The sequence below is a fragment of the Pseudomonas sp. UBA6315 genome (genome assembly GCF_002438125.1).
Classification (GTDB): domain Bacteria; phylum Pseudomonadota; class Gammaproteobacteria; order Pseudomonadales; family Pseudomonadaceae; genus Aquipseudomonas; species Aquipseudomonas faucium.
The window spans coordinates 1-25,076 of record NZ_DJTF01000051.1 but is presented as its reverse complement, the minus strand read 5'-3'; the positions used below and the strand labels follow the sequence as shown (position 1 = coordinate 25,076).

Annotated in this window: 26 protein-coding genes; 13 read left to right on the top strand and 13 right to left on the bottom strand. The window is 64.9% G+C overall.

All coding sequences use genetic code 11. The features are described from left to right. The first annotated feature begins 90 nt into the window (after positions 1–90). The 6 genes from urtA to B3E94_RS06170 all read left to right on the top strand — a co-directional run bounded on the left by urtA (position 91) and on the right by B3E94_RS06170 (position 6,297). Complete coding sequence (gene urtA / locus B3E94_RS06195; protein ID WP_176513291.1) at positions 91–1,356, top strand: urea ABC transporter substrate-binding protein; 1,266 nt, start codon at positions 91–93, stop codon at positions 1,354–1,356. Positions 1,357–1,463: 107 nt separating this feature from the next. Next, positions 1,464–2,984, top strand: a complete 1,521-nt coding sequence (gene urtB / locus B3E94_RS06190) for an urea ABC transporter permease subunit UrtB (RefSeq protein ID WP_409521252.1) — start codon at positions 1,464–1,466, stop codon at positions 2,982–2,984. Next, positions 2,984–4,063, top strand: a complete 1,080-nt coding sequence (urtC, locus tag B3E94_RS06185; protein ID WP_236236682.1) for an urea ABC transporter permease subunit UrtC — start codon at positions 2,984–2,986, stop codon at positions 4,061–4,063. The genes urtB and urtC overlap by 1 nt, the downstream gene beginning before the upstream one ends. Continuing rightward, on the top strand, positions 4,060–4,917 hold the full coding sequence (gene urtD, locus B3E94_RS06180; RefSeq protein WP_176513285.1) for an urea ABC transporter ATP-binding protein UrtD: 858 nt from the start codon (positions 4,060–4,062) through the stop codon (positions 4,915–4,917). Before urtC ends, urtD begins: the two co-directional genes overlap by 4 nt. 134 nt (positions 4,918–5,051) lie before the next feature. Beyond that, on the top strand, positions 5,052–5,750 hold the full coding sequence (gene urtE, locus B3E94_RS06175; protein ID WP_286912738.1) for an urea ABC transporter ATP-binding subunit UrtE: 699 nt from the start codon (positions 5,052–5,054) through the stop codon (positions 5,748–5,750). A gap of 31 nt (positions 5,751–5,781) precedes the next feature. Then, positions 5,782–6,297, top strand: a complete 516-nt coding sequence (locus tag B3E94_RS06170; RefSeq protein WP_286912737.1) for a GNAT family N-acetyltransferase — start codon at positions 5,782–5,784, stop codon at positions 6,295–6,297. 72 nt (positions 6,298–6,369) lie between these two features. Here the strand turns inward: B3E94_RS06170 and B3E94_RS06165 are convergent, their stop codons facing one another. Both B3E94_RS06165 and cbpA read right to left on the bottom strand, forming a co-directional pair. Further along, on the bottom strand, positions 6,370–6,675 hold the full coding sequence (locus B3E94_RS06165) for a chaperone modulator CbpM (protein WP_176513279.1): 306 nt from the start codon (positions 6,673–6,675) through the stop codon (positions 6,370–6,372). Between the two features lie 2 nt (positions 6,676–6,677). After that, entirely contained in the window at positions 6,678–7,631 is a 954-nt protein-coding gene (cbpA, locus tag B3E94_RS06160) for a curved DNA-binding protein (RefSeq protein WP_286912736.1), read from the bottom strand. 164 nt (positions 7,632–7,795) lie between these two features. Here cbpA and B3E94_RS06155 point away from each other — a divergent pair, with 164 nt between their 5' ends. Further along, positions 7,796–9,067: an Hsp70 family protein gene (locus tag B3E94_RS06155; protein ID WP_176513276.1), complete on the top strand. Its 1,272-nt coding sequence runs from the start codon at positions 7,796–7,798 to the stop codon at positions 9,065–9,067. 118 nt (positions 9,068–9,185) lie between these two features. On the opposite strand, the gene B3E94_RS06150 is transcribed toward B3E94_RS06155, so the two are convergent. The 3 genes from B3E94_RS06150 to B3E94_RS06140 form a co-directional block, all read right to left on the bottom strand. Further along, on the bottom strand, positions 9,186–10,193 hold the full coding sequence (locus B3E94_RS06150) for an AI-2E family transporter (protein WP_176513274.1): 1,008 nt from the start codon (positions 10,191–10,193) through the stop codon (positions 9,186–9,188). A gap of 70 nt (positions 10,194–10,263) precedes the next feature. Next, positions 10,264–10,548 carry a PsiF family protein gene (locus B3E94_RS06145; protein ID WP_286912734.1) on the bottom strand — a complete coding sequence of 95 codons (285 nt, stop codon included), beginning with the start codon at positions 10,546–10,548 and terminating at the stop codon, positions 10,264–10,266. 63 nt (positions 10,549–10,611) lie between these two features. After that, complete coding sequence (locus tag B3E94_RS06140) at positions 10,612–11,400, bottom strand: AraC family transcriptional regulator (protein WP_286912733.1); 789 nt, start codon at positions 11,398–11,400, stop codon at positions 10,612–10,614. 126 nt (positions 11,401–11,526) lie between these two features. Between B3E94_RS06140 and B3E94_RS06135 the strand changes: the two genes are divergently transcribed. Next, positions 11,527–12,420, top strand: coding sequence for a DMT family transporter (locus B3E94_RS06135; RefSeq protein WP_286912732.1), 894 nt, complete (start codon positions 11,527–11,529; stop codon positions 12,418–12,420). Here B3E94_RS06135 and B3E94_RS06130 read toward each other — a convergent pair. Beyond that, positions 12,401–13,291 carry an esterase/lipase family protein gene (locus tag B3E94_RS06130; RefSeq protein WP_286912731.1) on the bottom strand — a complete coding sequence of 297 codons (891 nt, stop codon included), beginning with the start codon at positions 13,289–13,291 and terminating at the stop codon, positions 12,401–12,403. The two genes, B3E94_RS06135 and B3E94_RS06130, sit on opposite strands and share 20 nt — an antisense overlap. A 124-nt stretch (positions 13,292–13,415) precedes the next feature. On the opposite strand from B3E94_RS06130, the gene osmE reads away from it, so the two are divergent. Together osmE and B3E94_RS06120 are read left to right on the top strand one after the other, a co-directional pair. Then, entirely contained in the window at positions 13,416–13,775 is a 360-nt protein-coding gene (osmE, locus tag B3E94_RS06125; protein WP_286912730.1) for an osmotically-inducible lipoprotein OsmE, read from the top strand. A 30-nt stretch (positions 13,776–13,805) separates the two neighbouring features. Beyond that, positions 13,806–14,336, top strand: a complete 531-nt coding sequence (locus B3E94_RS06120) for a ferritin-like domain-containing protein (RefSeq protein ID WP_176513261.1) — start codon at positions 13,806–13,808, stop codon at positions 14,334–14,336. Positions 14,337–14,427: 91 nt separating this feature from the next. Here B3E94_RS06120 and B3E94_RS06115 read toward each other — a convergent pair whose 3' ends face one another. After that, a complete protein-coding gene (locus B3E94_RS06115) occupies positions 14,428–16,494 on the bottom strand; it encodes an AsmA family protein (protein WP_286912729.1) in 2,067 nt (688 codons plus the stop codon). A gap of 331 nt (positions 16,495–16,825) precedes the next feature. Here B3E94_RS06115 and B3E94_RS06110 point away from each other — a divergent pair, with 331 nt between their 5' ends. The 3 genes from B3E94_RS06110 to B3E94_RS06100 all read left to right on the top strand — a co-directional run bounded on the left by B3E94_RS06110 (position 16,826) and on the right by B3E94_RS06100 (position 19,236). After that, positions 16,826–17,233: a phage infection protein gene (locus B3E94_RS06110; protein WP_176513257.1), complete on the top strand. Its 408-nt coding sequence runs from the start codon at positions 16,826–16,828 to the stop codon at positions 17,231–17,233. A gap of 122 nt (positions 17,234–17,355) precedes the next feature. Next, positions 17,356–17,988, top strand: coding sequence for a TetR family transcriptional regulator (locus B3E94_RS06105; protein ID WP_176513255.1), 633 nt, complete (start codon positions 17,356–17,358; stop codon positions 17,986–17,988). A 150-nt stretch (positions 17,989–18,138) separates the two neighbouring features. Then, positions 18,139–19,236, top strand: a complete 1,098-nt coding sequence (locus tag B3E94_RS06100; RefSeq protein ID WP_286912727.1) for an AGE family epimerase/isomerase — start codon at positions 18,139–18,141, stop codon at positions 19,234–19,236. Between the two features lie 72 nt (positions 19,237–19,308). Here B3E94_RS06100 and B3E94_RS06095 read toward each other — a convergent pair whose 3' ends face one another. The 6 genes from B3E94_RS06095 to B3E94_RS06070 form a co-directional block, all read right to left on the bottom strand. Further along, on the bottom strand, positions 19,309–20,076 hold the full coding sequence (locus B3E94_RS06095) for an SDR family oxidoreductase (protein WP_286912726.1): 768 nt from the start codon (positions 20,074–20,076) through the stop codon (positions 19,309–19,311). 668 nt (positions 20,077–20,744) lie between these two features. Next, a complete protein-coding gene (locus B3E94_RS06090) occupies positions 20,745–21,461 on the bottom strand; it encodes an ABC transporter ATP-binding protein (RefSeq protein WP_176513249.1) in 717 nt (238 codons plus the stop codon). Continuing rightward, positions 21,458–22,333 carry an ATP-binding cassette domain-containing protein gene (locus tag B3E94_RS06085; protein ID WP_176513247.1) on the bottom strand — a complete coding sequence of 292 codons (876 nt, stop codon included), beginning with the start codon at positions 22,331–22,333 and terminating at the stop codon, positions 21,458–21,460. The genes B3E94_RS06090 and B3E94_RS06085 overlap by 4 nt, the downstream gene beginning before the upstream one ends. Beyond that, a complete protein-coding gene (livM, locus tag B3E94_RS06080) occupies positions 22,330–23,631 on the bottom strand; it encodes a high-affinity branched-chain amino acid ABC transporter permease LivM (RefSeq protein ID WP_176513246.1) in 1,302 nt (433 codons plus the stop codon). The genes B3E94_RS06085 and livM overlap by 4 nt, the downstream gene beginning before the upstream one ends. A 2-nt stretch (positions 23,632–23,633) precedes the next feature. Continuing rightward, the gene (locus B3E94_RS06075) at positions 23,634–24,548 is read right to left on the bottom strand and encodes an ABC transporter permease subunit (protein ID WP_176513244.1); all 915 of its coding nucleotides are present in this window, start codon (positions 24,546–24,548) and stop codon (positions 23,634–23,636) included. 155 nt (positions 24,549–24,703) lie between these two features. Further along, a partial coding sequence (locus tag B3E94_RS06070) for an ABC transporter substrate-binding protein (protein ID WP_286912723.1) occupies positions 24,704–25,076 on the bottom strand: 373 nt, incomplete at its 5' end.

Sequence of the window (25,076 nt, the reverse complement as noted above, 5' to 3'; positions counted from 1 at the left end):
CTCTACTGCGCACCTTCCGCCACTCGGCACACCCCTTGCAATGCCCTCCCCGCTTGGCCAACACCATAAAAAACTCAGCGGAGAGAGCACATGAAGCGTCGCAGTCTGATCAAGGCTTTTACCCTCAGCGCATCGATCGCGGCGATGGGCCTGAGCTGGAGCATTCAGGCCGCCGACACCATCAAGGTCGGCATCCTGCATTCGCTGTCGGGCACCATGGCGATCTCCGAGACGTCGCTCAAGGACATGGCGCTGATGACCATCGACGAGATCAACGCCAAGGGCGGGGTCAACGGCAAGCTGCTCGAGCCGGTGGTGGTGGACCCTGCGTCCAACTGGCCGCTGTTCGCCGAAAAGAGCCGCCAGCTGCTGAGCCAGGACAAGGTCGCGGTGGTGTTCGGCTGCTGGACCTCGGTGTCGCGCAAATCCGTGCTGCCGGTGTTCGAAGAGCTCAACGGCCTGCTGTTCTACCCGGTGCAGTACGAGGGTGAAGAGATGTCGCCCAACGTGTTCTACACCGGCGCGGCGCCCAACCAGCAAGCCATCCCGGCCGTGGAGTACCTGATGAGCGAGGACGGCGGCAGCGCCAGGCGCTTCTTCCTGCTGGGCACCGACTACGTCTACCCGCGCACCACCAACAAAATTCTGCGCGCCTTCCTGCACAGCAAGGGCGTGGCCGACAAGGACATCGAGGAGGTGTACACGCCGTTCGGCCACGCCGATTACCAGACCATCGTCGCCAACATCAAGAAGTTCTCCGCCGGCGGCAAGACGGCGGTGATCTCCACCGTCAACGGCGACTCCAACGTGCCGTTCTACAAGGAGCTGGCCAACCAGGGCCTGAAGGCCACCGAGGTGCCGGTGGTGGCGTTCTCGGTGGGCGAAGAGGAGCTGCGCGGCATCGACACCAAGCCGCTGGTGGGCCACCTGGCGGCGTGGAACTACTTCGAGTCGGTGGATAACCCGGTGAACCAGAAGTTCGTCGCCGACTGGAAGGCCTACGCCAAGGCCAAGGGCCTGCCGGGCGCCGACAAGGCCGTGACCAACGACCCGATGGAAGCCACCTACGTGGGTATCCACCTGTGGGCGCAAGCGGTGGAAAAGGCCAAGTCCACCGATGTCGACAAGGTACGCGAGGCGCTGGCCGGGCAGAGTTTCCAGGCGCCGTCGGGCTTTACCCTGACCATGGACAAGACCAACCACCACCTGCACAAGCCGGTGATGATCGGCGAGATCCAGGATGACGGGCAGTTCAGTGTGGTGTGGGAGACCGAGCAGCCGCTGCGGGCGCAGCCGTGGAGCCCGTTCATTCCGGGCAATGACAAGCGGCCTGATTACGCGGTGAAAGGTAACTGAGTGCACTGGGGCTGCTGTGCAGCCCAATCGCTGGCAAGCCAGCTCCTACAGGAGTTCCACAGCCCTTGAGGGCGATGGCGGCGCCTGTGGGAGCCGGCTTGCCGGCGATGAATCCACCGCCGATTCCCAGGATTGCCCGCATGCTCAAACTCCTGCTCATTGCCCTCCTCTCGCTGCCCCTGGCCACCCAGGCCAGCGAAGGCGAATTCTTCATCACCGCCAAGCCCACCGAGCAGGCCGCCCTGCTCGAAAGCTGGGCGGCGCAACCCGACCCCGCGCGCCTGGCACTGCTGGAAAACCTGCGCCAGGGCCGCATCGCCGCCGATGACACCCGCAAACTGCGCCTGAACAACCGCCTGCGCGGCCTGATCGATAACGCCTTGGCCAGCCACCAGTTGCTCAGCGACAAGGCTGACACCCGCCTAGCCGCCGCCCAGCAATTGCAAAAGAGCGCCCAACCCGCGCAGGTGGCCTTCCTCGACCGGCGCTTCGCCAGCGAGCCCGACGCCGCCGTGCATGCCGCCCTGGCCCTGGCCCTGGCCAACCTGCAACTGGGCGCCAGCGAAGCTGCGGTACGCCTGGCCGCCGTGCGCCTGCTCGGCGAAACCGGCGACCCGTTGGCCCGAACGCGCCTGGAGGCTTTGCTGCAACCGGGCGCGGAAGCCGACCCCGGCGTGCGCACCGCCGCAGAAACCAGCCTGGCCCAGGTCAAGCGCAAGCTGCTGGCCGGCGAACTGCTCGGCCAGGCCTTCAGCGGCCTGTCGCTGGGCTCGATCCTGCTGCTGGCGGCCCTGGGCCTGGCGATCACCTTCGGCCTGCTGGGGGTGATCAACATGGCCCATGGCGAGATGCTGATGCTCGGCGCCTACAGCACCTACATGGTCCAGGTGCTGCTGCAGCGCTACGCCCCCGGCGCCATCGAGTTCTACCCGCTGATCGCCCTGCCGGTGGCCTTCGCCGTCAGCGCCGGGGTCGGCATGGCGCTGGAGCGCACGGTCATCCGCCACCTCTACGGCCGCCCACTGGAAACCCTGCTGGCGACCTGGGGCATCAGCCTGATCCTGATCCAGGCCATCCGCCTGTTGTTCGGCGCGCAGAACGTCGAAGTCAGCAACCCGGCCTGGCTGTCCGGCGGCATCCAGCTGCTGCCCAACCTGGTGCTGCCCTACAACCGCCTGGTGATCATCGGCTTCGCCCTGGCCGTGGTGCTGCTCACCTGGCTGCTGCTCAACCGCACGCGGCTGGGCCTGAACGTGCGTGCGGTCACCCAGAACCGCAACATGGCGGCCTGCTGCGGGGTGCCGACCGGGCGCGTCGACATGCTCGCCTTTGGCCTGGGCTCCGGCATCGCCGGGCTCGGCGGCGTGGCCCTGAGCCAGGTCGGCAACGTCGGCCCGGACCTGGGCCAGGGCTACATCATCGACTCGTTCCTGGTGGTGGTGCTTGGCGGTGTCGGGCAACTGGCCGGCAGCCTCTGGGCAGCCTTCGGCCTTGGCATCGCCAACAAGCTGCTGGAGCCGCAGATCGGCGCCGTGCTGGGCAAGATCCTCATCCTTGCGCTGGTGATTCTGTTCATCCAGAAGCGCCCGCAAGGCCTGTTCGCCCTCAAGGGACGGGTAATCGACTGATGAACCAGCCACTGCTTGTCACCGCTTCACAAAAAGCCGGGCCGCGCCTGACGCTGGCCATCGGCGCCATCGTCGTGCTGCTGTTGCTGGCCATGCCGCTGCTCTCGTTGCTCCCGGCGGGGCATGCGCTGCAGGTTTCGGCCTACACCCTCACGCTGGTGGGCAAGATCCTCTGCTACGCCATCGTCGCCCTGGCCCTGGACCTGGTCTGGGGCTACGCCGGGCTGCTGTCGCTCGGCCATGGCCTGTTCTTCGCCCTGGGTGGCTACGCCATGGGCATGTACCTGATGCGCCAGGCCGCCGCTGACGGCCTGCCGGCATTCATGGCCTTCCTGTCGTGGAGCGAGCTGCCCTGGTACTGGGCCGGCACCCAGCATTTCGCCTGGGCCATGTGCCTGGTGGTGCTGGCGCCGGGCCTGCTGGCACTGGTGTTCGGCTTCTTCGCCTTCCGCTCGCGGATCAAGGGCGTGTACTTCTCGATCATGACCCAGGCCCTGACCTTCGCCGGCATGCTGCTGTTCTTTCGCAACGAAACCGGCTTTGGCGGCAACAATGGCTTCACCAACTTTCGCACCATCCTGGGCTTCGACATTGCCGCGCCAGGCACGCGGGCGATGCTGTTTCTGCTCACCGTCGGCCTGCTGCTGGCCAGCCTGTACCTGTGCTGGCGCCTGACCACCAGCAAGTTCGGGCGCTTGCTCACCGCCGTGCGCGATGGGGAAAACCGCCTGATGTTCTGCGGCTACGACCCCCGCGGCTTCAAGCTGCTGGTGTGGGTGCTCAGCGCCGTGCTGTGCGGCCTGGCCGGTGCGCTGTACGTGCCGCAGGTGGGCATCATCAACCCCAGCGAGATGTCGCCAACCAACTCCATCGAGGCTGCCGTGTGGGTCGCCCTGGGTGGCCGCGGCACGCTGATCGGCCCGCTGCTCGGCGCCGGCCTGGTCAATGGCATGAAGAGCTGGTTCACCGTGGCCTTCCCGGAGTACTGGCTGTTCTTCCTCGGCGCGCTGTTCATTCTCGTCACTTTGTACCTGCCCAAGGGCGTGGTCGGCCTGCTGAAGAAAAGGAGCCAGCCATGAGAGGCGTGCCCCCCGTTCACCCCGAGTTCATGCTCGAACCGGTTTTCGACAACCTTGGCGCCAGCCGCGACGCCATCGGCCTGGGCAACCGCCGCAGCGCCGGGCTCGACACACGCCACGGCACGGTGCTCAGCCTTGAGGGCATCAGCGTCAGCTTCGACGGGTTCAAGGCGCTCAACGCACTGAACCTGTACATCGGCGTGGGCGAGCTGCGCTGCATCATCGGCCCCAATGGCGCCGGCAAGACCACGATGATGGACGTGATCACCGGCAAGACCCGCCCCGACAGCGGCACTGCCTTTTTCGGCGACACCCTGGACCTTGCCCGCCTGAGCGAATACCAGATCGCCCAGGCCGGCATCGGCCGCAAGTTCCAGAAGCCCACGGTATTCGAGGCGCTGACGGTGTTCGAAAACCTGGAGCTGGCACTGAAGGCCGAAAAGTCGGTGTGGGCCAGCCTTGCCGCGCGCCTGGACGGCGAGCAACGCGCACGCATCGAGCAAGTGCTCGGCACCCTGCGCCTGCTGCCACTGGCCCAGCGCCAGGCCGGCCTGTTGTCGCACGGGCAGAAGCAGTTTCTGGAGATCGGCATGCTGCTGGTGCAGGAGCCGCAATTGCTGCTGCTCGACGAACCGGTGGCGGGCATGACCGATGCCGAGACCGAGTTCACCGCCGAGCTGTTCAAGGGTCTGGCAGGCAAGCACTCGCTGATGGTGGTGGAGCATGACATGGGGTTCGTCGGCAGCATTGCCGACCATGTCACCGTGCTGCACCAGGGCAGTGTGCTGGCAGAAGGGTCGCTTGAGCAGGTGCAGGCGGATGAGCGGGTGGTCGAGGTGTACCTGGGCCGATGATTCTCGTCGACTGTACTGGCCCCATCGCCGGCAAGCCGGCTCCCACAGGACCGAGAACTGCGCCGCACCTGTGGGAGCCGGCTTGCCGGCGATGGGGCCGGTGCAGGCACTGCAACAACATCAGGAATTCTCACATGCTCAAGATCGACACCCTGCACCAGTACTACGGCGGCAGCCACATCCTGCGCGGCCTGTCCTTCGAAGCCAAGGTCGGCGAAGTCACCTGCCTGCTCGGGCGCAACGGCGTGGGCAAGACCACCCTGCTGCGCTGCCTGATGGGCCTGACGCCCGCCCGCGAAGGCAGCGTCGAATGGGAAGGCAAACCCATCACCACGCTCAAGCCGCAGCAGCGGGTGCAGGCCGGCATCGCCTACGTGCCCCAGGGGCGCGAAATCTTCCCGCGCCTGAGCGTCGAGGAAAACCTGCTCATGGGCCTGTCGCGCTTTCCCGCCCGCGAGGCCCGCGAAGTGCCAGGCTTCATCTACGAACTGTTCCCGGTGCTGGAGCAGATGAAACAGCGCCGCGGCGGCGACCTGTCCGGCGGCCAGCAGCAACAGCTGGCCATCGGCCGCGCCCTGGCCAGCCGCCCGCGGCTGTTGATCCTCGACGAGCCCACCGAAGGCATCCAGCCCTCGGTGATCAAGGAAATCGGAGCAGTGATCCGCCGCCTGGCCGCGCGCGGCGACATGGCCATCCTGCTGGTCGAGCAGTTCTACGACTTTGCCGAGGCGCTGGCCGACCAATACCTGGTCATGGCCCGCGGCGAAATCATCCAGCGCGGGCGCGGGGAAAACATGCAGGCCGAAGGTGTGCGCGGGCTGGTAACCATTTAATCTGCAGCCATCGACCTTGCGAGACGCTGCAATGAGCCACGAAATCCGCGATGCCCTGGCCACCGACGTGCCGGGCATCCTCGAGATCTACAACGACGCGGTGCGCAACACCACGGCGATCTGGAACGAAACCCCGGTGGACCTTGCCAACCGCCAGGCCTGGTTCGAGGCGCGGGCGCAACAGGGCTATCCGATCCTGGTGGCGGCGGATGAAACGGGCGTGCTGGGGTATGCCTCGTTCGGCGACTGGCGGCCGTTCGAGGGGTTTCGCCATACAGTTGAGCATTCGGTGTATGTGCGCGATGACCAGCGTGGCAAAGGGTTGGGGCCGCAATTGATGGCGGCGCTGCTCGAGCGGGCGCGGGGGTGTGGCAAGCATGTGATGGTGGCGGCCATCGAGAGCGGCAATGTGGCCTCGGTGCGCCTGCATCAACGGTTGGGCTTCGTGGTGACCGGGCAGATGCCGCAGGTGGGGGTGAAGTTCGGCAGGTGGCTGGACCTGACCTTCATGCAGGTGGTGCTCGATCCTGGGGCTGAGCCGGGCTGATTCGCTGGCAGTGGCAAGCCGCCCCGCACACAGCCCCTTGTGGGAGCCGGCTTGCCGGCGATGAAGCCAACATCACATCTGGGTAAAACGCCCCAACCGCTGCCTCAACATACTGTTCTCGCTGCGCAACTGCTGCACCTCCTGCAGCAGTTCCAGCGCCAGCGCCACCCCTTCCCACTCCAGCTCCAGCTCCCGGTGCAGCTTCACCGCACGCTTGGCCACCAGCGGCGCCTGGTCGTCGAACAACCAATCCTCCGGCGTTCGCCCCGAAGGTTCAACGATGCCGTGTTCGACGATTTCGACCACGTAGTCGGCCGTGATGTCGGCCTCCTGGCAAAGGGTGCGCATGTCCAGTTGAACGATCAGGGTGCTGCTCATGATCACTTACTCCATTGTGTCCTCGGGTTGAACGCAGCTTTCTCGGAGAGCTGGGTCCACAGTTCACGGGCAGTAGCATCGGAGCTCGGCGGCATCACCACCTTGAGCTGGGCATACAGGTTGCCGCGCTCGCCTTGTTTGTTTGCCAGGCCCTTGCCCGGTACGCGCAGGCGCTGGCCGCTCTGGCTGTCGGGGCGGATGGTCAGGTTGATCTTGCCGTCCAGGGTCGGCACCGCCACCTTGGTGCCCAACGCGGCCTCCCACGGCGCCAGTGGCACGGTGATGATCAGGTCATGCCCTTCGACATCGAACAGCGGATGCGGCGCCATGCGGATGGTCAGGAACAGGTCGCCATTCGCCCCGCCGCCCACGCCCGGCGCGCCCTGGCCCTTGAGGCGGATGCGTTCGCCATCGCTGACCCCGGCCGGAATCTTCACGTTCAGGGTCTTGGTGGTGAAGCCGGTGCGCTGGCCGGCGGCGTTGGTCTGCGGCACCTGGAAGCTGATCTGCTTGGATTCCTTGCTCAGGGTTTCTTCAAGGAAGATCGCCAGTTCCAGTTCCACGTCCTGCCCTCGCCTGCCGGCACTGCGTTGTTGCCGGGCGCCACCGAAGGGGTTGGAGCCGCGGGCGCCGAAGATCGAGCTGAAGAAGTCGGAGAAGTCGCCGCCCTCGAAGCCGCCACCACCACCGCCTCGGCTTTCCCAGCCCGGTGGGGCCTGGAATGGCCGGCCGTGCTGGCCGCCATACTTGCGGATTTCGTCGAATTCGGCGCGCTTCTGGGCATCGCCCAGCACCTCGTAGGCCTCATTGGCCTCCTTGAATTTCTCCTCGGCGTCGCGCTCCTTGCTGACATCGGGGTGATACTTGCGCGCCAGCTTGCGGTACGCGGCCTTGATCGCCTTCTCGTCCGCCGTGGGCTCTACGCCGAGTATCTTGTAGTAGTCTTTGAAGTCCATCTATGGATCACCAATGTGAATTTGCGTGTTGCAACAGAAGATAGGGGTCAAGCATAGCCTTTCAAGGTGCGCTTGGCGTTGCTGCAAGGCAGACGGCCGGTCTTGATTCTCTGGCCAACTGGCATAAACTGCGCGGCCGTTTTGCCTCCGGAAGCCTTTTTCCCATGTCTGACGTATCCCCGGCCCGCGCCCTGGGCATCGATTTCGGCACCTCCAACTCCACGGTCGGCTGGCACCGCCCGGGCAGCGAGTCGCTGATCGCCCTGGAAGACGGCAAGATCACCCTGCCCTCGGTGGTCTTCTTCAATATCGAAGAGCGCCGCCCGGTGTATGGCCGCCTGGCACTGCACGAGTACCTGGAAGGCTACGAAGGCCGCCTGATGCGCTCGCTCAAGAGCCTGCTGGGCTCCAAGCTGATCAAGCACGACACCAGCGTGCTGGGCAGCGCCCTGCCGTTCAAGGACCTGCTGGGCATGTTCATCGGCGAGCTGAAAAAACGCGCCGAGGCCGCTGCCGGCCGCGAATTCGACCAGGTGGTGCTGGGCCGCCCGGTGTTCTTCGTCGACGAAGACCCGGCCGCCGACCAGGAGGCCGAGGACACCCTGGCCGAGGTAGCGCGCAAGCTCGGTTTCAAGGACGTGTCGTTCCAGTACGAGCCGATCGCCGCAGCCTTCGACTACGAGTCGGGGATCAGCCGCGAAGAGCTGGTGCTCATCGTCGATATCGGCGGCGGTACCTCGGACTTTACCCTGATCCGCCTGTCGCCTGAGCGCCACCAGGTGGCCGAGCGCCAGAGCGACATCCTCGCCACCGGCGGCGTGCACATCGGCGGTACCGACTTCGACAAGCAGCTGAGCCTGCAAGGCGTGATGCCGCTGTTCGGCTACGGCAGCCGGATGAAGAGCGGCGCGCTGATGCCCACCAGCTACCACCTCAACCTGGCCACCTGGCACACCATCAACGCCCTGTACTCGCAGAAATCGCAGCTGGCCCTGGGCAGCATGCGCTACGACATCGAGGACACCCTGGGCATCGACCGCCTGTTCAAGCTGATCGAACAGCGCGCCGGGCACTGGCTGGCGATGGAAGTGGAGGCCAGCAAGATCGAGCTGACCGAGCAGCAGAGCCGCCGTATCGACCTGGGCCGGGTCGAGCGCGAGCTGGGCGTGGATTTGACCCGTGCAGTGTTCGAAGGCGCCATCGAAGGGTTGCTGGAGCGGGTGCGCGGCAGCGTGACCGAGCTGCTGGGCAAGGCGGGGGTGAGCCAGGGGCAGGTGGACACGGTGTTCTTTACCGGTGGCTCCAGCGGTATCCCGGCGCTGCGCAACAGCGTGGCGGCGATGCTGCCCAATGCGCGGCATGTGGAAGGCAATATCTTTGGCAGCATCGGTAGCGGGTTGGCGATCGAGGCGCGCAAGCGTTACGGCGCGGCCTGACACTTTCCAGGGGCTGTACTGGCCTCATCGCCGGCAAGCCGGCTCCCACAGGGAGGGGTGGTGAACCTTTGTGGGAGCCGGCTTGCCGGCGATGAGGCCGGTACAGGCCAGCCCAGCTTCAAACCAGCTCCGCTCGCTTGAGCTCACTCTTCAGGTAGGCGTAATAGATCGGCCCCGCCACCACCCCCGGCAGCCCGAACGCCGCTTCGAACACCAGCATCGCCAGCAACAGCTCCCAGGCCTTGGCACTGATCTGCCCGCCCACGATCCGCGCGTTGAGGAAGTACTCGACCTTGTGGATGACGATCAGGTACCCCAGCGCCGCCGCCGCCACCCAAATCGACAGCGACAGGCCGACGATGGTGATCAGCGTGTTGGACATCAGGTTGCCGATCACCGGCAGCAGCCCCAGCAGGAAGGTCAGCACGATCAAGGTCTTGGTCAGCGGCAGGTGCACGCCGAACAGCGGCATCACCACGGCCAGGAAAATACCGGTGAACGCGGTATTGAGCAGGGAAATCTTGATCTGCGCGAAGACGATGTTGCGAAACGCCTGCACCAGCAGGTTCAAGCGCTCGAACAGGGCCGCCGCCAAGGGTTTGCGACGCGACAGGTCGGGGATGCGCTGCAGGGCGATGATGGCCCCGAGAATCATGCCGATCAGCAGGGTCACGAACATGTGCGCCATGCCCTTGCCCACCAGTTGCAGGTCGCTCAGGTGGCTTCTGATCCAGTCACCGATGGCCACCTTGAACTCGGCCGCACTGGCCGGCAGGTAGGCCTCGATGAATGGCGGCAGCTGGCCTCGGGCACGTTCGACCAGGCCCATGAACTTGTCCAGCGAAGCGCCCGGGTTTTCCGCCTCGTGCAGCAGGAAACTGAACGCACCGGCGATCAGCAGCGTCAGGGTGCTGACCACCAGCGTGCCCAGCAGCGCCACCGCCAGCCAGCGCGCGCGCTGCCCGGCAATCAGCGGTTGCAGGCGTGGCGTGAGCATGTTGACCAGCTCGAACACCAGCAGCCCGGCGAGCAGGCTGGGCAGCAACTTCAGGGGCAGGGCCAGGAGCAAGCCAGCCATCACGATGATCAGGCTGGCAAGGGTGATCTGGCGGGGGGTGAAGGTCATACAGCCTCGACGGCAGACAGCGGAAAGACCCGCAGTCTGCCAGCCTTGTGGCCACAGGCATAGGCGCAGGTCATTTCTTCTTCAGGCAGTCGCTCATGTATGCCTTGCGCTCGTCGCCCTTGAGCGCCTTGGTGCTGGCATCGGCGTTGCAGGTTTTCATTTTTTCCTGCTGGGTGGCCGGCGGGCTCTTCTTCAGGCACGTGCTCATGAACGCCTTGCGCTCATCGCCCTTGAGCGCCTTGGTGGAGGCCTCGGCGTTGCACGAGGTCATCTTTTCCTGTTGCGCGGTGGCGGCGAATCCTTGCGCGCTGAACAACACAGCCAATACCAGCAACGGCATTTGCAGCATTTTCATGGAGTGGTCTCCTTGTCTCCGCGCCCGATGCACGGTGGTGCTGAACAGTGTAGACAAGAATTTTTACAAACCTGCCCGTGCCTGCCGCCGGTACTGCTCCGGCGTGCACTGGGCCTGGCGCTGGAACATGGCGATGAAGGCCGAGGCGCTGCTGTAGCCCAGGTCGAAGGCAATGGCCTGGATCGGCTGGCCGGCTTCCAGCGCTTCGATGGCGCGCAAGAAGCGCAGGCGCAGGCGCCACTCGCCGAAGCTGATGCCCAGCTCGCGCAGAAACTGGCGCGCCAGGGTGCGCTCGCTGACATGCACCTGCGCCGCCCAGGCGGCCAGCGGGCGGCTGTCGCCGGGCTCGGCAGAGAGGGCGTCGAGCACCTGGCGCAGACCGTCGCTGCGGGCGAATGGCAGGTAGCAGGTCTGGGTCGGCGCCAGCAGCAGTTGGTCGAGCAGCACCTGGACCAGGCGCTGGTCGCGCTCATCCTGCGCCACCTTCAGGTCGCGCCGGGCGAAGTCGCCGAGGATGGCCTTGAGGATGTCGCTGATCACCAGGCTGCACGGCTGTTGCGGCAAGCCTTCGCACAGGCTGCGCTGCAGATAGACCGAGCGGTAGACGATGGCCTGGGGGTTGTAGCAGCCATGCTCGGTGCCCGGCGGCACCCACACCGCGTAGTGCGGGGGTGAAAGGAAGCGCTGCCCATCGACGTCCAGGTGCATGACGCCATGGGCGGTGTAGTTCAGCTGGCCCCAGGCGTGGCGATGGGGGGCGCTGTGGGTGTCGGCGCCGAACTCGTCGTGGCGGAAATACACCGGCGCCGGGAGCTGGTCGAACTGGGGGATGTCGAGGTATTTGCGGGCCATGGTGTCTGCTTGCAGGGGCAGGTTGTCTGGATACGAGTATAGGCTTGCGGACGGACAGCGGATAATAGGTGCTTATCGGGGCTCCCTGGGCGGCCCTTTCGCAACACCTCAGAGAATCACAGCGGCATGAATTACCTCTTCCCCCTCACCGCCATCCTCATCTGGGCTGGCAATACCGTGGTCACCAAGCTCTCCGCCGGTGCCATCCACCCTGCCGAAATCGGCTTCTACCGCTGGCTGCTGGCCGGCCTGCTGTTCACCCCGTTCCTGCTGCCCAAGGTGTGGCGCAACCGCGCGGCGATCCGCCCGCACCTGGGCAAGGTGTTCGTGCTCGGCGTCCTGGGCATGGCGCTGTACCAGAGCCTGGCGTACTTCGCCGCCGGCATCACCAGCGCCACCAACATGGGCATCATCCTCTCGCTGATGCCACTGATGTCGCTGGCCCTGTCGATCGCCTGGCTCGGCCAGCGCCTGACCTTCGGCGCCCTGTTCGGCGCGCTGGTGTCGTTTTATGGCGTGCTCGAAGTGGTGTCTGCCGGCCACCCAGGCGCGCTGCTCGAACAGGGCCTGAACAGCGGCGACCTGCTGATGCTGGTGGCCACCCTGGCCTATGCGCTGTACAGCTTCCTGCTGAAGAAATGGCAGCTGCGCCTGCCGCCTTTGCAGCTGCTGTACCTGCAGGTGCTGGTGGCGATCCTGGTGCTGCTGCCGCTGTTCCTGCTCTCGGAAAAGACCGGCCTGAATGCCCATAACGTCGGCCTGGTGCTGTATGCCTGCGTGCTGGCCTCGATGGTCGCACCGCTGGTGTGGATGCAGGCCGTGCACCGCCTGGGGCCGAGCCGCACGACGCTGTTCTTCAACCTGCTGCCGGTGGTGACCGCGCTGATCGCCGCCGGCGTGCTCGATGAACGCCTGGCCAGCTACCACCTGATCGGTGGCCTGCTGACCCTGGCCGGCGTGGTCCTCGCCGAACGCTGGACCACACCTGTACGCCGTGCGGCTACAGCCCCGCAGCCTTGAGCCGCGCGGCGTGCTCGGTGAACAGGCGCACAGGCTCGGCGCCCTTGCCGACGGCGCCCAGTGACTGGTTGACGATGTCCAGGTGATCGAGCGGGTAGTCGTCGCCGATCACCTGCCCCAGGTGTGAACTGAAGCGCCCGACCATGCCATCGCAGTGGCCCTTTTCCTTGACGAAACTGCGCGCGAACAGGCGGCAGAAGCGGTTGCTGCCGTCGAAGCGGTTGCGCCCCTGGTCGGTGAGCCCAGGCTGCAGGGTGCCGGACCAGGAGTAGTAGCGCACGCCATTCACCTCGCCCGGCCCTTCACCGCCCCAGGTGTCGGGCAAGCCCTGTGGATAAGCCTGGTTGAAGCGCGCCACGCCAGCGCTGGTCAGGGCCTGGTGCGAGGCGTGCACGTCGACCGGCAGCGGGTCGCGGCGCCAGCCGGTTTCCAGCCACACCAGCAACACCCCCAGGCCGTGCAGCACGGCCTTGAGCAGCCGGCCCTGGGGCGAGTCGCCCGGCGCCGTGCGCTCCAGGTGGTCTGCCAGTTCCGAGCCGTGGTTGGGCCCGGCCACGGAGGTGACCGAGGCGACCCGGCCTGGCCGCTTGGCGGCGGCGTAGCGGGCATTCAAGGCGCCCTGGCTATGGCCGATCAGGTTGACCTTGTCGGCGCCGGTGCGCTGGCAGATGTCCTCGATGATCGCCAGCAGTTGCTCGCCGCGCACCTCGTTTGAGTGCAATGGCGAAACCTGCACCGGGAACACCTGCGCGCCACCCTTGCGCAACGCCGGCACGATGCCGAACCAGTAGGGGTACAGCAGCACCCTGACGAAGCCGAGCATGCCCGGTACCAGCACCAGCGGGTAGCGCGTGGCCAATTCCTGCCCCATTGCCCAGCCCCCTCTCCATGGACGATCGGCCCACACTACAGCGGCCTTGATGACCATCGCAATCGAACTCCTGACGCGCGCTGCGGTTCCAACCCAGAACAGACCCTGTGCAAGGAGCGGGACCATGTACAAGCAGACCCTGGCAATCCTTCTGGCAAGCGCCACCCTGGCCGCCTGCGGCAGCCGCCCGGAAAACCCGGTGGACTACGTCACCTACCGTGACCAGCCGCTGGTCAAGCAAGTGGAAAACGGCATGACCATGCAGAAGGTCATTGCCATCGGCGGCAGCCCATCCAACGTGATCGATTTGCCGCACGGGGGCACCTGCAACGACTACATCCTCAACCAAGACGGCCGCCAGCAGCCCTACTACGTGCGTTTCGACGCCACCGGCCACGTCGATGCCAAGGGCTTCAAGACTTGCAAGCAACGAGAAGAGGACAGCGAAGCGGTACGAGACGCGAAAGCCTCCGTCACACCTTGACCCACCGTCCTGATCTGTTTGGAGACAACCATGAGCAACGTTGAACTGACCGATGTGCAAACCCTGCGCAAGCGCGCCCGCCAGCATGTGGAACAAGGCGCCGTGACCGAGGGCTACCAGGCTGACCGCAAGGAAATCCTGCGCCTGCTCAACGAGTCGCTGGCCACCGAGCTGGTCTGCGTGTTGCGCTACAAGCGCCATTACTTCATGGCCAGCGGCATCAAGGCGAGCGTCGCGGCCGAAGAGTTTCTCGAGCATGCCAACCAGGAAGCCGAGCACGCCGACAAACTGGCCGAGCGCATCGTGCAGCTGGGCGGGGAGCCGGATTTCAACCCGGATAACCTGACCAAGAATTCCCATGCCCAGTACGTGGCGGGTAATTCGCTGAAGGAGATGGTGCTGGAGGACTTGGTGGCCGAGCGCATCGCGATCGACAGCTACCGGGAGATCATCCAGTACATCGGCGATACCGACCCGACTACGCGGCGCATCTTCGAAGACATCCTGGCCCAGGAAGAAGAGCACGCGGACGACATGTCCGACTTGCTGCAAGGGTTGTAATCGCACGGGGCTGCTTTGCAGCCCAATCGCCGGCAAGCCGGCTCCCACAGGAACAGTGCTGAACCTGTGGGAGCCGGCTTGCCGGCGATTGCTATTGCTTGCCCTTCACCGCAGCCGGCGCCTTGCCGGCTTTCATCTGCTGCAGCAATGGCGTGCACTGGTTGGGCTGGTCGCCACTGCTCGGCGCCACCAGCGCCAGCAACCCCGCCGCAGGCCCTGCAACGACACCCAAGGCCACCATCCCCGCCCCGCGCAAGGCCAGCGGCACCGCCTGCACGCCCGCGCTCGGCTTGGCGAACGGCCCGCGCACATACAACGGCGAGCGCAGCGAGAACAGCCGCAGGCCCTTGGATTCCGGGCTGATCTTCAAATCCAGCTGCTCGCTGGCAAAGTTCGCCGTGCCATTGATGTAGATGATCGCGTTCTCGGTATCGAAGATGAACAGCCGCGTGGTCGCCAGGCCGTCCTTGATGCCGACATCGGCCGCCGCACAATTGATCTTCACGTCCTCGTCGCCAAACAGCTTGCCGACCACATAGTTGCCGACGTTGAGCCCGGCGATCTCCATCAGGCTGCGGCTGATCGCCCCATCGTTGATCAGCATGCGCAGGTCGCCATTGGCCGTGCCCAGCAGCGCCGCCACCGAGTTGCCGCGGCCGCTGATGTCGGCATCGCCATTGAGCTCGCCAAAGCTGGTCTGCATGGGCGCGAAACTTGGGAACAGCTGCTTGAGCTTGAAGCCGCGCGCGGTCAGCTGGGCGCGGCCCTGCAGGGGCACGCTGCGCCCATCCAGGCGAATGTTCGAGGCCAGGTTGCCGCCGGCCACGCCAAAGCGCAGCGGCTCCAGGCGCAGCAGGCCGTCTTCGAGGATCACGTGGGCAGACAGGTCATTGAACGGCAGCTGCTCGCTGTGGACGATGCGTTTGCCGGCGAAGGTGACGTCCGCATCCATGGCGCGCCAGCGTTCGGTGCGAAACTCCTCCACCGGCAGCACCTTGCCGGTGGGTTGTTTGCTGGCACCGCCGCGAGCCTTCTGCTCGGCGTTGGAGTCGGCGCCGATCAGCGGCGCCAGGTCCTTGAACAGCAGCTGGTTGGAAACCAGCTTGCCGGAGAGCTTGGGCCGTGGCTGGCTGGCGACGAAGGCCAGGTCGCCATGGATGTCGCTGTCGCCGATCTTGCCGTTGAAGCCCTGGTAATTGAAGGTTGCGCCCCCGGCGGCATGCAGGTTGGCCGTGAGGTGGCCGTCGGTTTCGTAGGCGGGGGTGTCGGGCAGGGTCACGCCGGTCAGGGGGTAGAGGTTGCCAAGGCTTGCACCCGACAGGCGCAGGCGCAGGTCGAGGGCGCCCAGGTTGCGCGGGTCGGTCAGGGTGCCGGCCAGCACCACGTGGGTGTCGGCGATGCGCACATCGGCCTGCAGCGGGAATGGCTGGTTGGCATCCTGCAGCGCCAGCAGGCCGCCGATCTTGCCGGTGCCGGACACCGGCTGGTCCTTGTAGCGCCCCTGGGCCTTGAAGCCGAAGGCGTAGTCCTGGGCACCCCCGGCCTTTTCGGCGCTGGCCTTGCCGACGATGTCGCTGAACGGGATCGGCTTGCCCAGCGGGTCGACCTGCACCTTCATGCTGGTTTTCAGGGTCTGGTCATCGAAACTGACGTTGCCCTGGTCGAAGCCGATGGCGCCGATGTCCAGCTGCCACTTGGAAGGCTCGGCGTTTTCGTCCTTGGGGCCGAAGTCGAAGGTCCAGTTGGCCCGGCCATCGGCCAGGCGGGTCAGGCTGGCGGTAGGTTTGACCAGGTCGATGCGCGGGATGACGATCTGCTGCAGCACCAGCGGCAGCGGCGCCAGGCGAAACTCGACACGCTCAAGGCCGACCATCTGCGGCGTCTTGAGCCACTCGGGGTTGCCCAGGGTCAGGTCCTCGGCGATGAAGTGCGGCCAGGGCACCCAGGCACGCCAGCCGCCTTCTTCGGGCTCGGTGCGCCAGTGCACGGCGAGGTTGCCGTTGATGGCGAAGGGCCGGTGCAAGGCCTCGGAGACCTTCTCGTTGAGCAGTGGCTTGACGCGATTCCAGTCGAAGGTGGCAATCAGCACCACCAGAATCGCCAGCAAGGTCAGCAGGGTGGTGAGGGTCCAGACGAGGATTCTGGCGGGACGCGTCATTGCGTGGTTCTCCTGACGGCATGGCACAAAGCGGGCACAGCGATGGCACTCAATATCTGGGACTGATGAAAACCCGTGGGGTTTTATCGGTGGCGTGCATGATAGCGAAGTTTTTCGCAGCTTCTGCCTCGGCCATTGGTCTTGGCGGGGTGCGCAGCAGCTACTGGCCAGTGGCCATATACGATCTTGAAAGCATTGGATTAGAGCCCCTGGAAAGGTCTATCAATCCGGTCGATTGTTACCATTACCCGTATGAACTTCTCTCTGGTGCTCCCGGGCGTAGCATTGGCTCCGTACCCACTTTCCAGCCCCGCCAAGGAGCACCGAGATCATGAAACGCGCCCTGCTTACCCTGACCCTGTCCATTCTGGCCGCCAACGCTTTCGCTGTGCCAGCTGCCGACCAGCACCTGACCGCCGAATCGCGCTCCAGCGCCGCCGAAATCGCCCAACCCCTGAAAACCGTAGCCGAAGGTGGCTCGGATCGCCTGATCGAACGCAGTGGCCGTGTTGCCGAAGGTGGCTCTGATCGCCTGATCGAACGCTCTGGCCGTGTTGCCGAAGGTGGCTCGGATCGCCTGATCGAACGCTCCGGCCGTGTTGCCGAAGGTGGCTCGGACCGCCTGATCGAACGCTCTGGCCGCGTTGCCGAAGGTGGCTCTGATCGCCTGATCGAACGCTCTGGCCGTGTTGCCGAAGGTGGCTCGGATCGCCTGGTTGAAATCAGCCATGTGAGCTGATCGCCATGGCCGAAAACAACAACCTGACGCACAGCGCTTGCTCCCCTCCCAGCCCGGTCCATTGACCGGGCTTCGTTTTTTTATCTAGAGTGCCCAGCCTTACCGTCTCAGAATTACCTGCCATGCTGCCGCGCGCCGAACAGAAGCTTCAGACCCGCCAGGCCCTGCTCGACGCTGCCTGCCAGCTCATGCAGAGCGGCCGCGGTTTCGGCAGCATCAGCCTGCGCGAAGTGGCCAAGGCGGCAGGTATCGTGCCCACCGGCTTTTACCGGCACTTCCCCGACATGGACGCCCTGGGCCTGGCGCTGGTGGCCGAAGTGGACGCCACCTTCCGCCATACCATCCGCCTGGTGCGGCAGAACGAGTTCGAGCTCGGCGGCATCACCGACGCGTCGGTACGCATCTTCCTCGACGTGGTGGCCGCCCACCGTGCGCAATTCCTGTTCCTGGCGCGCGAGCAGTACGGCGGCTCGCAAGCGGTGCGCCAGGCCATTGCCGGCCTGCGCCAGGGCATCAGCGACGACCTGGCCACCGACCTTGCGCGCATGAAGCGCTGGCGGCACCTGGACAAGGCCGCCCTGGCAGTGATGGCCGACCTGGTGGTGAAAACCGTGTTTGCCACCCTGCCCGAACTGATCGACAGCCCCGAACAGGGTTATCCACAGGCACTCACCGCGCAGGAAAAGATCACCCAGCAGTTGCGCTTCATCTTCGTCGGCGCGCGGCATTGGCAGGGCCTGGGCAATCCGGGCTGACCTGCTGGCCGTACTGGCCTCTTCGCGGGCAAGCCCGCTCCCACAAGTACCTCTGTGGGAGCGGGCTTGCCCCGCGAAGAGGCCGGCACAGACAACCGACAATCGCACTTCTGCTAACATGGCGCCCTGCCCGACAGCGACGAGCCCCACATGCCCAACCCCTGCCCCCTTCAGCCCGCACTGGCCCGCTTCAACCAGCACTTCGCCGAACGCATCGTGCCGCTGTGGCAGGGCCCGGGCTGGAACGCCGACATGGCCCTGCCCTACGAAGCCCTCGACGCCGGGCACCAGCCGCTGCCGGTGCAGCGCTACCGGGCCATGGCCTGTGCGCGTCAGCTCTACCTGTTCAGCAGCCGCATCGAGCAGCCGGGGGCTGCCGAACGCGCGGCTGCACTGTTCCGCTCGCTGCAGCGGCATTTTCATGATGCCGAGCACGGCGGCTGGTTCTACAGCATCGATGCCCAGGGCAAGCCGCTGGACCGGCGCAAGGACCTCTACACCCACGCCTTCATCGTCTTCGCCTGCGCCCACTACTGGGGCAAGGTGCGCGAAGGGCTGGTGGAATCCGCCCTCAATGCCGCCCTTGAGATCGTGGCCGAGCAGTTCGCTCGCGACGATGGCTTGTACGAAGCCAGCCTGGGCGAAGATTGGTCCGACCTGGGCAGCGGCCCCTTGCAGAACCCGCAGATGCACCTGGCCGAAGCCTTCCTGCAGGTGCTCGCCGTGCGTGAAGACGACGCGGTTCGCCACGATCTGCTGCAACTGTGCGAGGCGCTGCAGGCGCACTTCATCGAACCGAAGCACGGGCTGATGCTGGAGAAACCTCGGGGCGCTGTGGATAACTGGTTCGAACCGGGGCATCAGTTCGAATGGTTCTACCTGCTGCAGACTTCGCCGCTGCTGCGCGGCACAGCGCTGCACACCTCCATCGATCGCGCCTTTGGCTACGCCGAGCAGTGCGGGGTGAGGGAAGGAGCGGTGCTGGCCATGCTCGATGTAGACGGCAAGGTCATCGATGCCACCCAGCGCATCTGGGCGCAGGCGGAGTATCTGCGGGCGCTGGTGCTGCGTTCAGGTAATGAAGCGCAACTGGCTCTGCAGTTGCAGGCCATGGAGCAGCGGTTCCTGCATGCAGGTGGCTGGTATGAGTGCCGCGACGCTGAGGGTGCGGTGAGCCGGCATGACATGCCTTCGACGACGCCCTATCACCTGGCGACTTGCCTGGAAGGTTTGCAGCGCCTGAGCTGACGCATTCGCGGGGCAAGCCCGCTCCCACACATTCACCAGCACCTGTGGGAACGGGCTTGCCCCGCGTCTGAATCAGCCCTTGGCCGAGCGGTCGATCGAGAACCCCGCCCAGTCCTGGCTCACCGGCATCAGCTCGAGGCTGTTGATGTTGATGTGCGCCGGCTGGTTGAGGATCCAGAAGATGGTCTCGGCGATGTCCTGCGGCTGGATCGGCTCGGCGCCGGCGTAGGTGGCATCGTACTTGGCCTGGTCGCCGCCGAAGCGCACCAGCGAGAACTCGCTCTCGCACAGGCCCGGCTCGATGTTGCTGACGCGCACGCCCGTGCCGCGCAGGTCGCAGCGCAGGCTCAGCGAGAACTGGCCGACGAAGGCCTTGGTGCCGCCGTACACGTTGCTGCCCGGGTACGGGTAGTTGCCGGCCACGGAGCCGACGTTGAGGATCGATGCGCCGCGGCCATGGGCGATCAGCCGCGGCAGCAGCAGGCGGGTGGTGTACATCAAGCCCTTGATGTTGGTGTCGACCATGGTTTCCCAGTCGTCCAGGCTGCAGTTCTGCGCCGCATCCACTCCCAGTGCCAGGCCTGCGTTGTTGACCAGGCCGCGCAGCTTGTCGAAGCCGGCCGGCAGGCTGGCGAGCGCCTGCTCCATGGCTTTGCGGTCGCGCACGTCAAGCACCAGGCCGTGCACTTCGGTCTTGGCCGACAGCTCGGCGCACAGGGCATCCAGGCGGTCCTTGCGGCGCCCGGTGAGTACCAGCTTCCAGCCGGCATCGGCAAAACGGCGGGCGGTGGCCTCGCCAAAACCGGAAGTCGCGCCAGTGATGAATACGGTGGACGTCATGCTCTGTTCCTCGCGGTGGATAGGGTCTTCGGCAGGCCATCCAGCATGCCTTTGCTTGGCCTTGGCAGCAAGGCGTCAAAGCAGCTGTTCATTTTTTGTACATAGTCGCGAAAGCCCCGCTGCAGAGCGGCTGGCGCCAGGTATACGCATGTTATCCACAAGCCTTTCCCCACGGATTGGGGGCAACTTGGCTGCCCAGCGGAACCCTTTCAGCGAACTGTGGTCGGCGGGTGATGGCTCAACGCTTTCAAGCATGCCGCCTGCAGCGGTCTGTCCAAGGGTTTTTCACAGAGTTATCCACAGGCAATCGATGAATTCAGGGCGTATCAGATCTGTGGAAAAAAGCCTGTGCAATCATCCACAAAGCATCACTGATCAAAAAATGAACAGATGCTTGAAAGCCTTGCAATCAAAGGGATCGAGCGAGGTGCCACCATGTTTTCCACAGGCGGTTCCACATTATCCGTGGAAAACATAGCGCCTGTGGAAACAAGGGTTTGCGAAGGGCTTGTAGTGCGCTTCGAGAAACATATGCGACAAGTTGTCCACATGTGCCAGGCGCCGCTGTGCGGCCCAATCGCCGGCAAGCCGGCGCCCGCAACGGCAGTGGTGAACCTGTGGGAGCCGGCTTGCCGGCGATTGGGCTGCGCAGCAGCCCCCAACTGTCTTCAGTGCCCGCCCAGGTAGGCGTTGCGCACCTCTTCGTTGACCAACAGCTCTTGCCCGGTGCCGGTCATGCGGATCTCCCCGTTCACCATCACATACGCCCGGTCGGACAGCTTCAGCGCATGGTTGGCGTTCTGCTCCACCAGGAAGATGGTCATCCCGGTCTTGGCCAGTTCACGCAGGGTCGCGAAGATCTGCTTGACCACGATCGGCGCCAGCCCCAGCGAAGGCTCGTCGAGCAGCAACAGCTTGGGCCGGCTCATCAACGCCCGCGCGATGGCCAGCATCTGCTGCTCGCCGCCGGACATGGTCATGGCCCGCTGGTTGCGCCGCTCCTTCAAGCGCGGAAACAGCTCGAACATGCGCTGCATGTCTTCGCTGGCATGCTTGTCGCCAATGGGGATGGTGCCCATCATCAGGTTTTCCTCGACGGTCATGTCGGGGAACACCCGCCGCCCTTCCGGCGACTGGGCGATGCCGTTGGAGGCGATGTAGTGCGACGACTTGCGGGTGATGTCGGTGCCGCGATAGACGATGTGCCCGGCCGCCGCACGCGGCTGGCCGAAGATCGACATCAGCAAGGTCGACTTGCCGGCACCGTTGGCACCGATCAGGCTCACCGTCTCGCCTTCGTTGATGTGCATCGAGACTTTCTTCAGGGCCTGGATCGGCCCGTAGAACACGTCCAGTTCCTTCAGCTCGAGAATGGGTGCACTCATACCAGCTCCTCTTCGTCGGCACCCAGGTAGGCGGCGATCACCGTCGGGTTGTGGCGGATGTCCTGTGGCGCGCCTTCGGCGATCACGTTGCCGTGGTCGAGCACGACGATATGGTCGGAGATGCTCATGACCATGCCCATGTCGTGCTCGATGAGCACCACGGTGATGTCATGCTCGTCACGCAGCACGCGTATCATGCGGCTCAGCGCCTCGGTCTCCTGCGGGTTGAGGCCGGCAGCCGGCTCGTCCAGGCAGATGATCTTCGGCCGCGTGCACATGGCCCGGGCAATTTCCAGGCGGCGCTGCTGGCCGTAGGACAACTCGCCGGCCAGGCGGTTGGCGCAATCGACCAGGTCGACCACCTCCAGCCAGTAGAACGCATGGTCCAGGGCATCGCTCTCGGCCTTGCGGTAGGCCTTGGTGTTGAGCACCCCGGCCAGCAGGTTGCGGTTGACCCACATGTGCTGGGCCACCAGCAGGTTTTCCACCACCGACATTTCCTTGAACAGGCGGATGTTCTGGAAGGTGCGCGCCAGGCCCGCGCGGTTGACCAGGTGGGTGCCGCCGAACATCTTGTAGTACAGGCGGTTGGCAAACTTCGCCGGCGACACGAAGTCGGTCGCCTGGAAGCGCTCGCCGAGCAACTGGATGACATTGGTGTGGCTGCCACGCACGTTCAGCTCGATGCGCCCGCCGCTGGCCTTGTAGAAGCCGGTGAGGCAGTTGAACACGGTGGTCTTGCCGGCGCCGTTGGGGCCGATCAGGGCGAAGATCTGGTTGCGCCGGACCTTCAGGCTGACATCGCTGAGCGCCTTGATGCCACCGAACTGCATCATCAGGTTGTCGACCGAGAGAATGATTTCGTCGCTCATGGCGCCACTCCTTTACGCGGGACCACACCGGTGCGGCTGATGCGAATCAGCCCGCGCGGTCGCCAGATCATCATCAGCACCATCAGCACGCCAAACAGCAGCACGCGGTATTCGGAGAAGCTGCGCAGCAGCTCCGGCGCCACGGTCAGCACGAAGGCGGCGATCACCACACCGACGGTCGAGCCCATGCCGCCGAGCACGACGATGGCCAGGATCAGCGCCGACTCGAAGAAGGTGAACGACGAGGGGTTGACGAAGCCCTGGTAGGTGGCGAAGAACACCCCGGCAAGGCCCGCGGTGGAAGCGCCGAGGGTGAACGCCGAAAGCTTGACCAGCACGTGGTTCAGGCCCATCGAGCGGCAGGCGATTTCGTCTTCGCGCAGCGCTTCCCAGGCGCGGCCGACCGGCATGCGGGTCAGCCGGTGCTTGACGTACAACACCGCCAGCACCACCAGGAACAGCACCGCGTAGATGAACACGAACTTCAGGTTGGCGTTGTAATCGATGCCGAGAAACTCATGGATCGGCACCCCACCGTCCTTGGCCCGGCGGCCGAACTCCAGGCCAAAGAAGGTCGGCGACGGCGCCGGCATGCCGTTCGGGCCGCCGGTGAACGACAGCCAGTTGTTCAGCACCAGGCGGATGATCTCGCCAAAGCCCAGGGTCACGATGGCCAGGTAGTCACCGTGCATGCGCAACACCGGGAAGCCGAGTATGCACCCCGCCAGCGCCGCGGCGATGGCCGCCAGCGGCAGCACGCTCCAGAAGCCCAGGCCCAGGTACTGGTAGCCCAGCGCCAGGCCGTAGGCGCCAATGGCGTAGAAGGCCACGTAGCCCAGGTCGAGCAGGCCGGCCAGGCCCACCACGATGTTCAGGCCCAGGCCCAGCAGCACGTAGATCAGGCCGAGGATGACCACGGTCAGCAGGTACTTGTTGGCGAACACCGGGAAGATGATGGCGATCACGATCAGCGCCGGGATGATGTAGCGCAGCCGCGACTTGTAGCCCGGGGCGTTGACATGCACGCCCGAACCGCCGCTGTCGAAGCCCTCGAGCATGCGCCGCCCGGCGGCGGTCTGTACGTACAGGCTGAGCAGAAAGCGCCCCAGCATCACCCCGCCGACCAGCCAGGCCACCCGGCGCGGCTCGGCATTGAAGGTGTAGCCGTCGAGCACCACGCCGACGATCGGGCCGAACACGATGAGCGCCAGCAGGCCCGCGACGATGGTCTCGAGCACGCTGCGTTTGAGATCGAAACCCTTGGTTTCGGAGGCAGAAGCAATCTTGGCAATCGACATGTTCACACCTTAGCCACGAGCGGGCGACCCAACAGGCCTTGTGGGCGGAAGATAAGGATCATCACCAGCAGCGAGAAGCTGAATACGTCCTTGTAGTCGGAGTTGATCAGGCCGGAGAACAGCGATTCGGAGATCCCCAGTATGATCCCGCCCAGCATCGCCCCAGGCAGCGAGCCGATACCACCGAGCACGGCGGCGGTGAACGCCTTGATGCCGATGATGAAGCCTGCGTAGAAGTCGAAGGTGCCGTAGTTCATGGTGATCAGCACGCCGGCCAGGGCGGCCATCACGGCCCCGATGACGAAGACGTAGGAGATCACCCGGTCGGTGTTGATGCCCAGGATCGACGCCATCTTGCGGTCTTGCTGGGTGGCGCGGCACATGCGGCCGAGCTTGGTGTACTTGATCACGTAGGTGAGCAGGCCCATGCCGACGAAGGCGGCGACCAGGATGAAGATCTTGGTGTAGGTCAGTTGCACGAAGCCTGTGCCCACGTCGACGCGCCAGGCGCCTTCGAGCAGGGTTGGCACGCCTTGCTGGCGGGCGCCCTGGCTGATCTGCGCGTAGTTCTGCAGGATCAGCGAGATACCGATGGCGCTGATCAACGGTGCCAGGCGGGTGGAGTTACGCAGGGGTTTGTAGGCGATGCGTTCGATGGTGAAGCCATAGACGCCCGTGACGACGACGGTGAACAACAAGGTCCCCAGCATCAAAAGCGGGAACGATTCGACGCCGAAATAGGCCAGCAATGCCAGACTGATTGCCGCGAGGTACGCGGAAATCATATACACCTCGCCGTGCGCGAAGTTGATCATGCCGATGATGCCATAGACCATTGTGTAGCCGATGGCGATCAGGCCATAGACCGACCCGAGGGTCAGGCCGTTGACCAGTTGCTGCAGGAAAATACCATCCATAACGCAATCTCACCTGATTGAGATTGCACGAGCGCCGACCACGGCGGGCCCCGGATGCAGCGGCCCTCGCAGCGCAGAACTGTGCAGATCTTCGGATAAAGACAGGTACCGCGGGACACTGGCCCGGGCATCAGCGCCCGGGCCGTTGGCCATTGTTATTTTTGTTTTTCCAGCTGGTGGTACTTGCCTTGGGCATCCCACTGGTAGACCACGTAGTCGGAGACTTTCAGGTCGCCCTTGCTGTCCCATTCCTTCTTGCCCATCACGGTTTCGACGGGGTTGGCCTTGAGCCACTTGGCGGCGTCTTCGCCCTTGTTCGACTTGGCGCCGTTGAAGCCGGCGGCCAGCGCCTGGATCGAGGCGTAGGCGTACAGGGTGTAGCCTTCAGGCTCGGTACCGGCCTTGCGGAACTCCTCGACCACCGCCTTGCTTTCCGGCAGCAGGCGCGGGTCGGCGCCAAAGGTCATGTACACGCCGTCGACGAACTGCGCACCGCCGGCAGTGGCCACCAGTTCGTCGGTGACGATG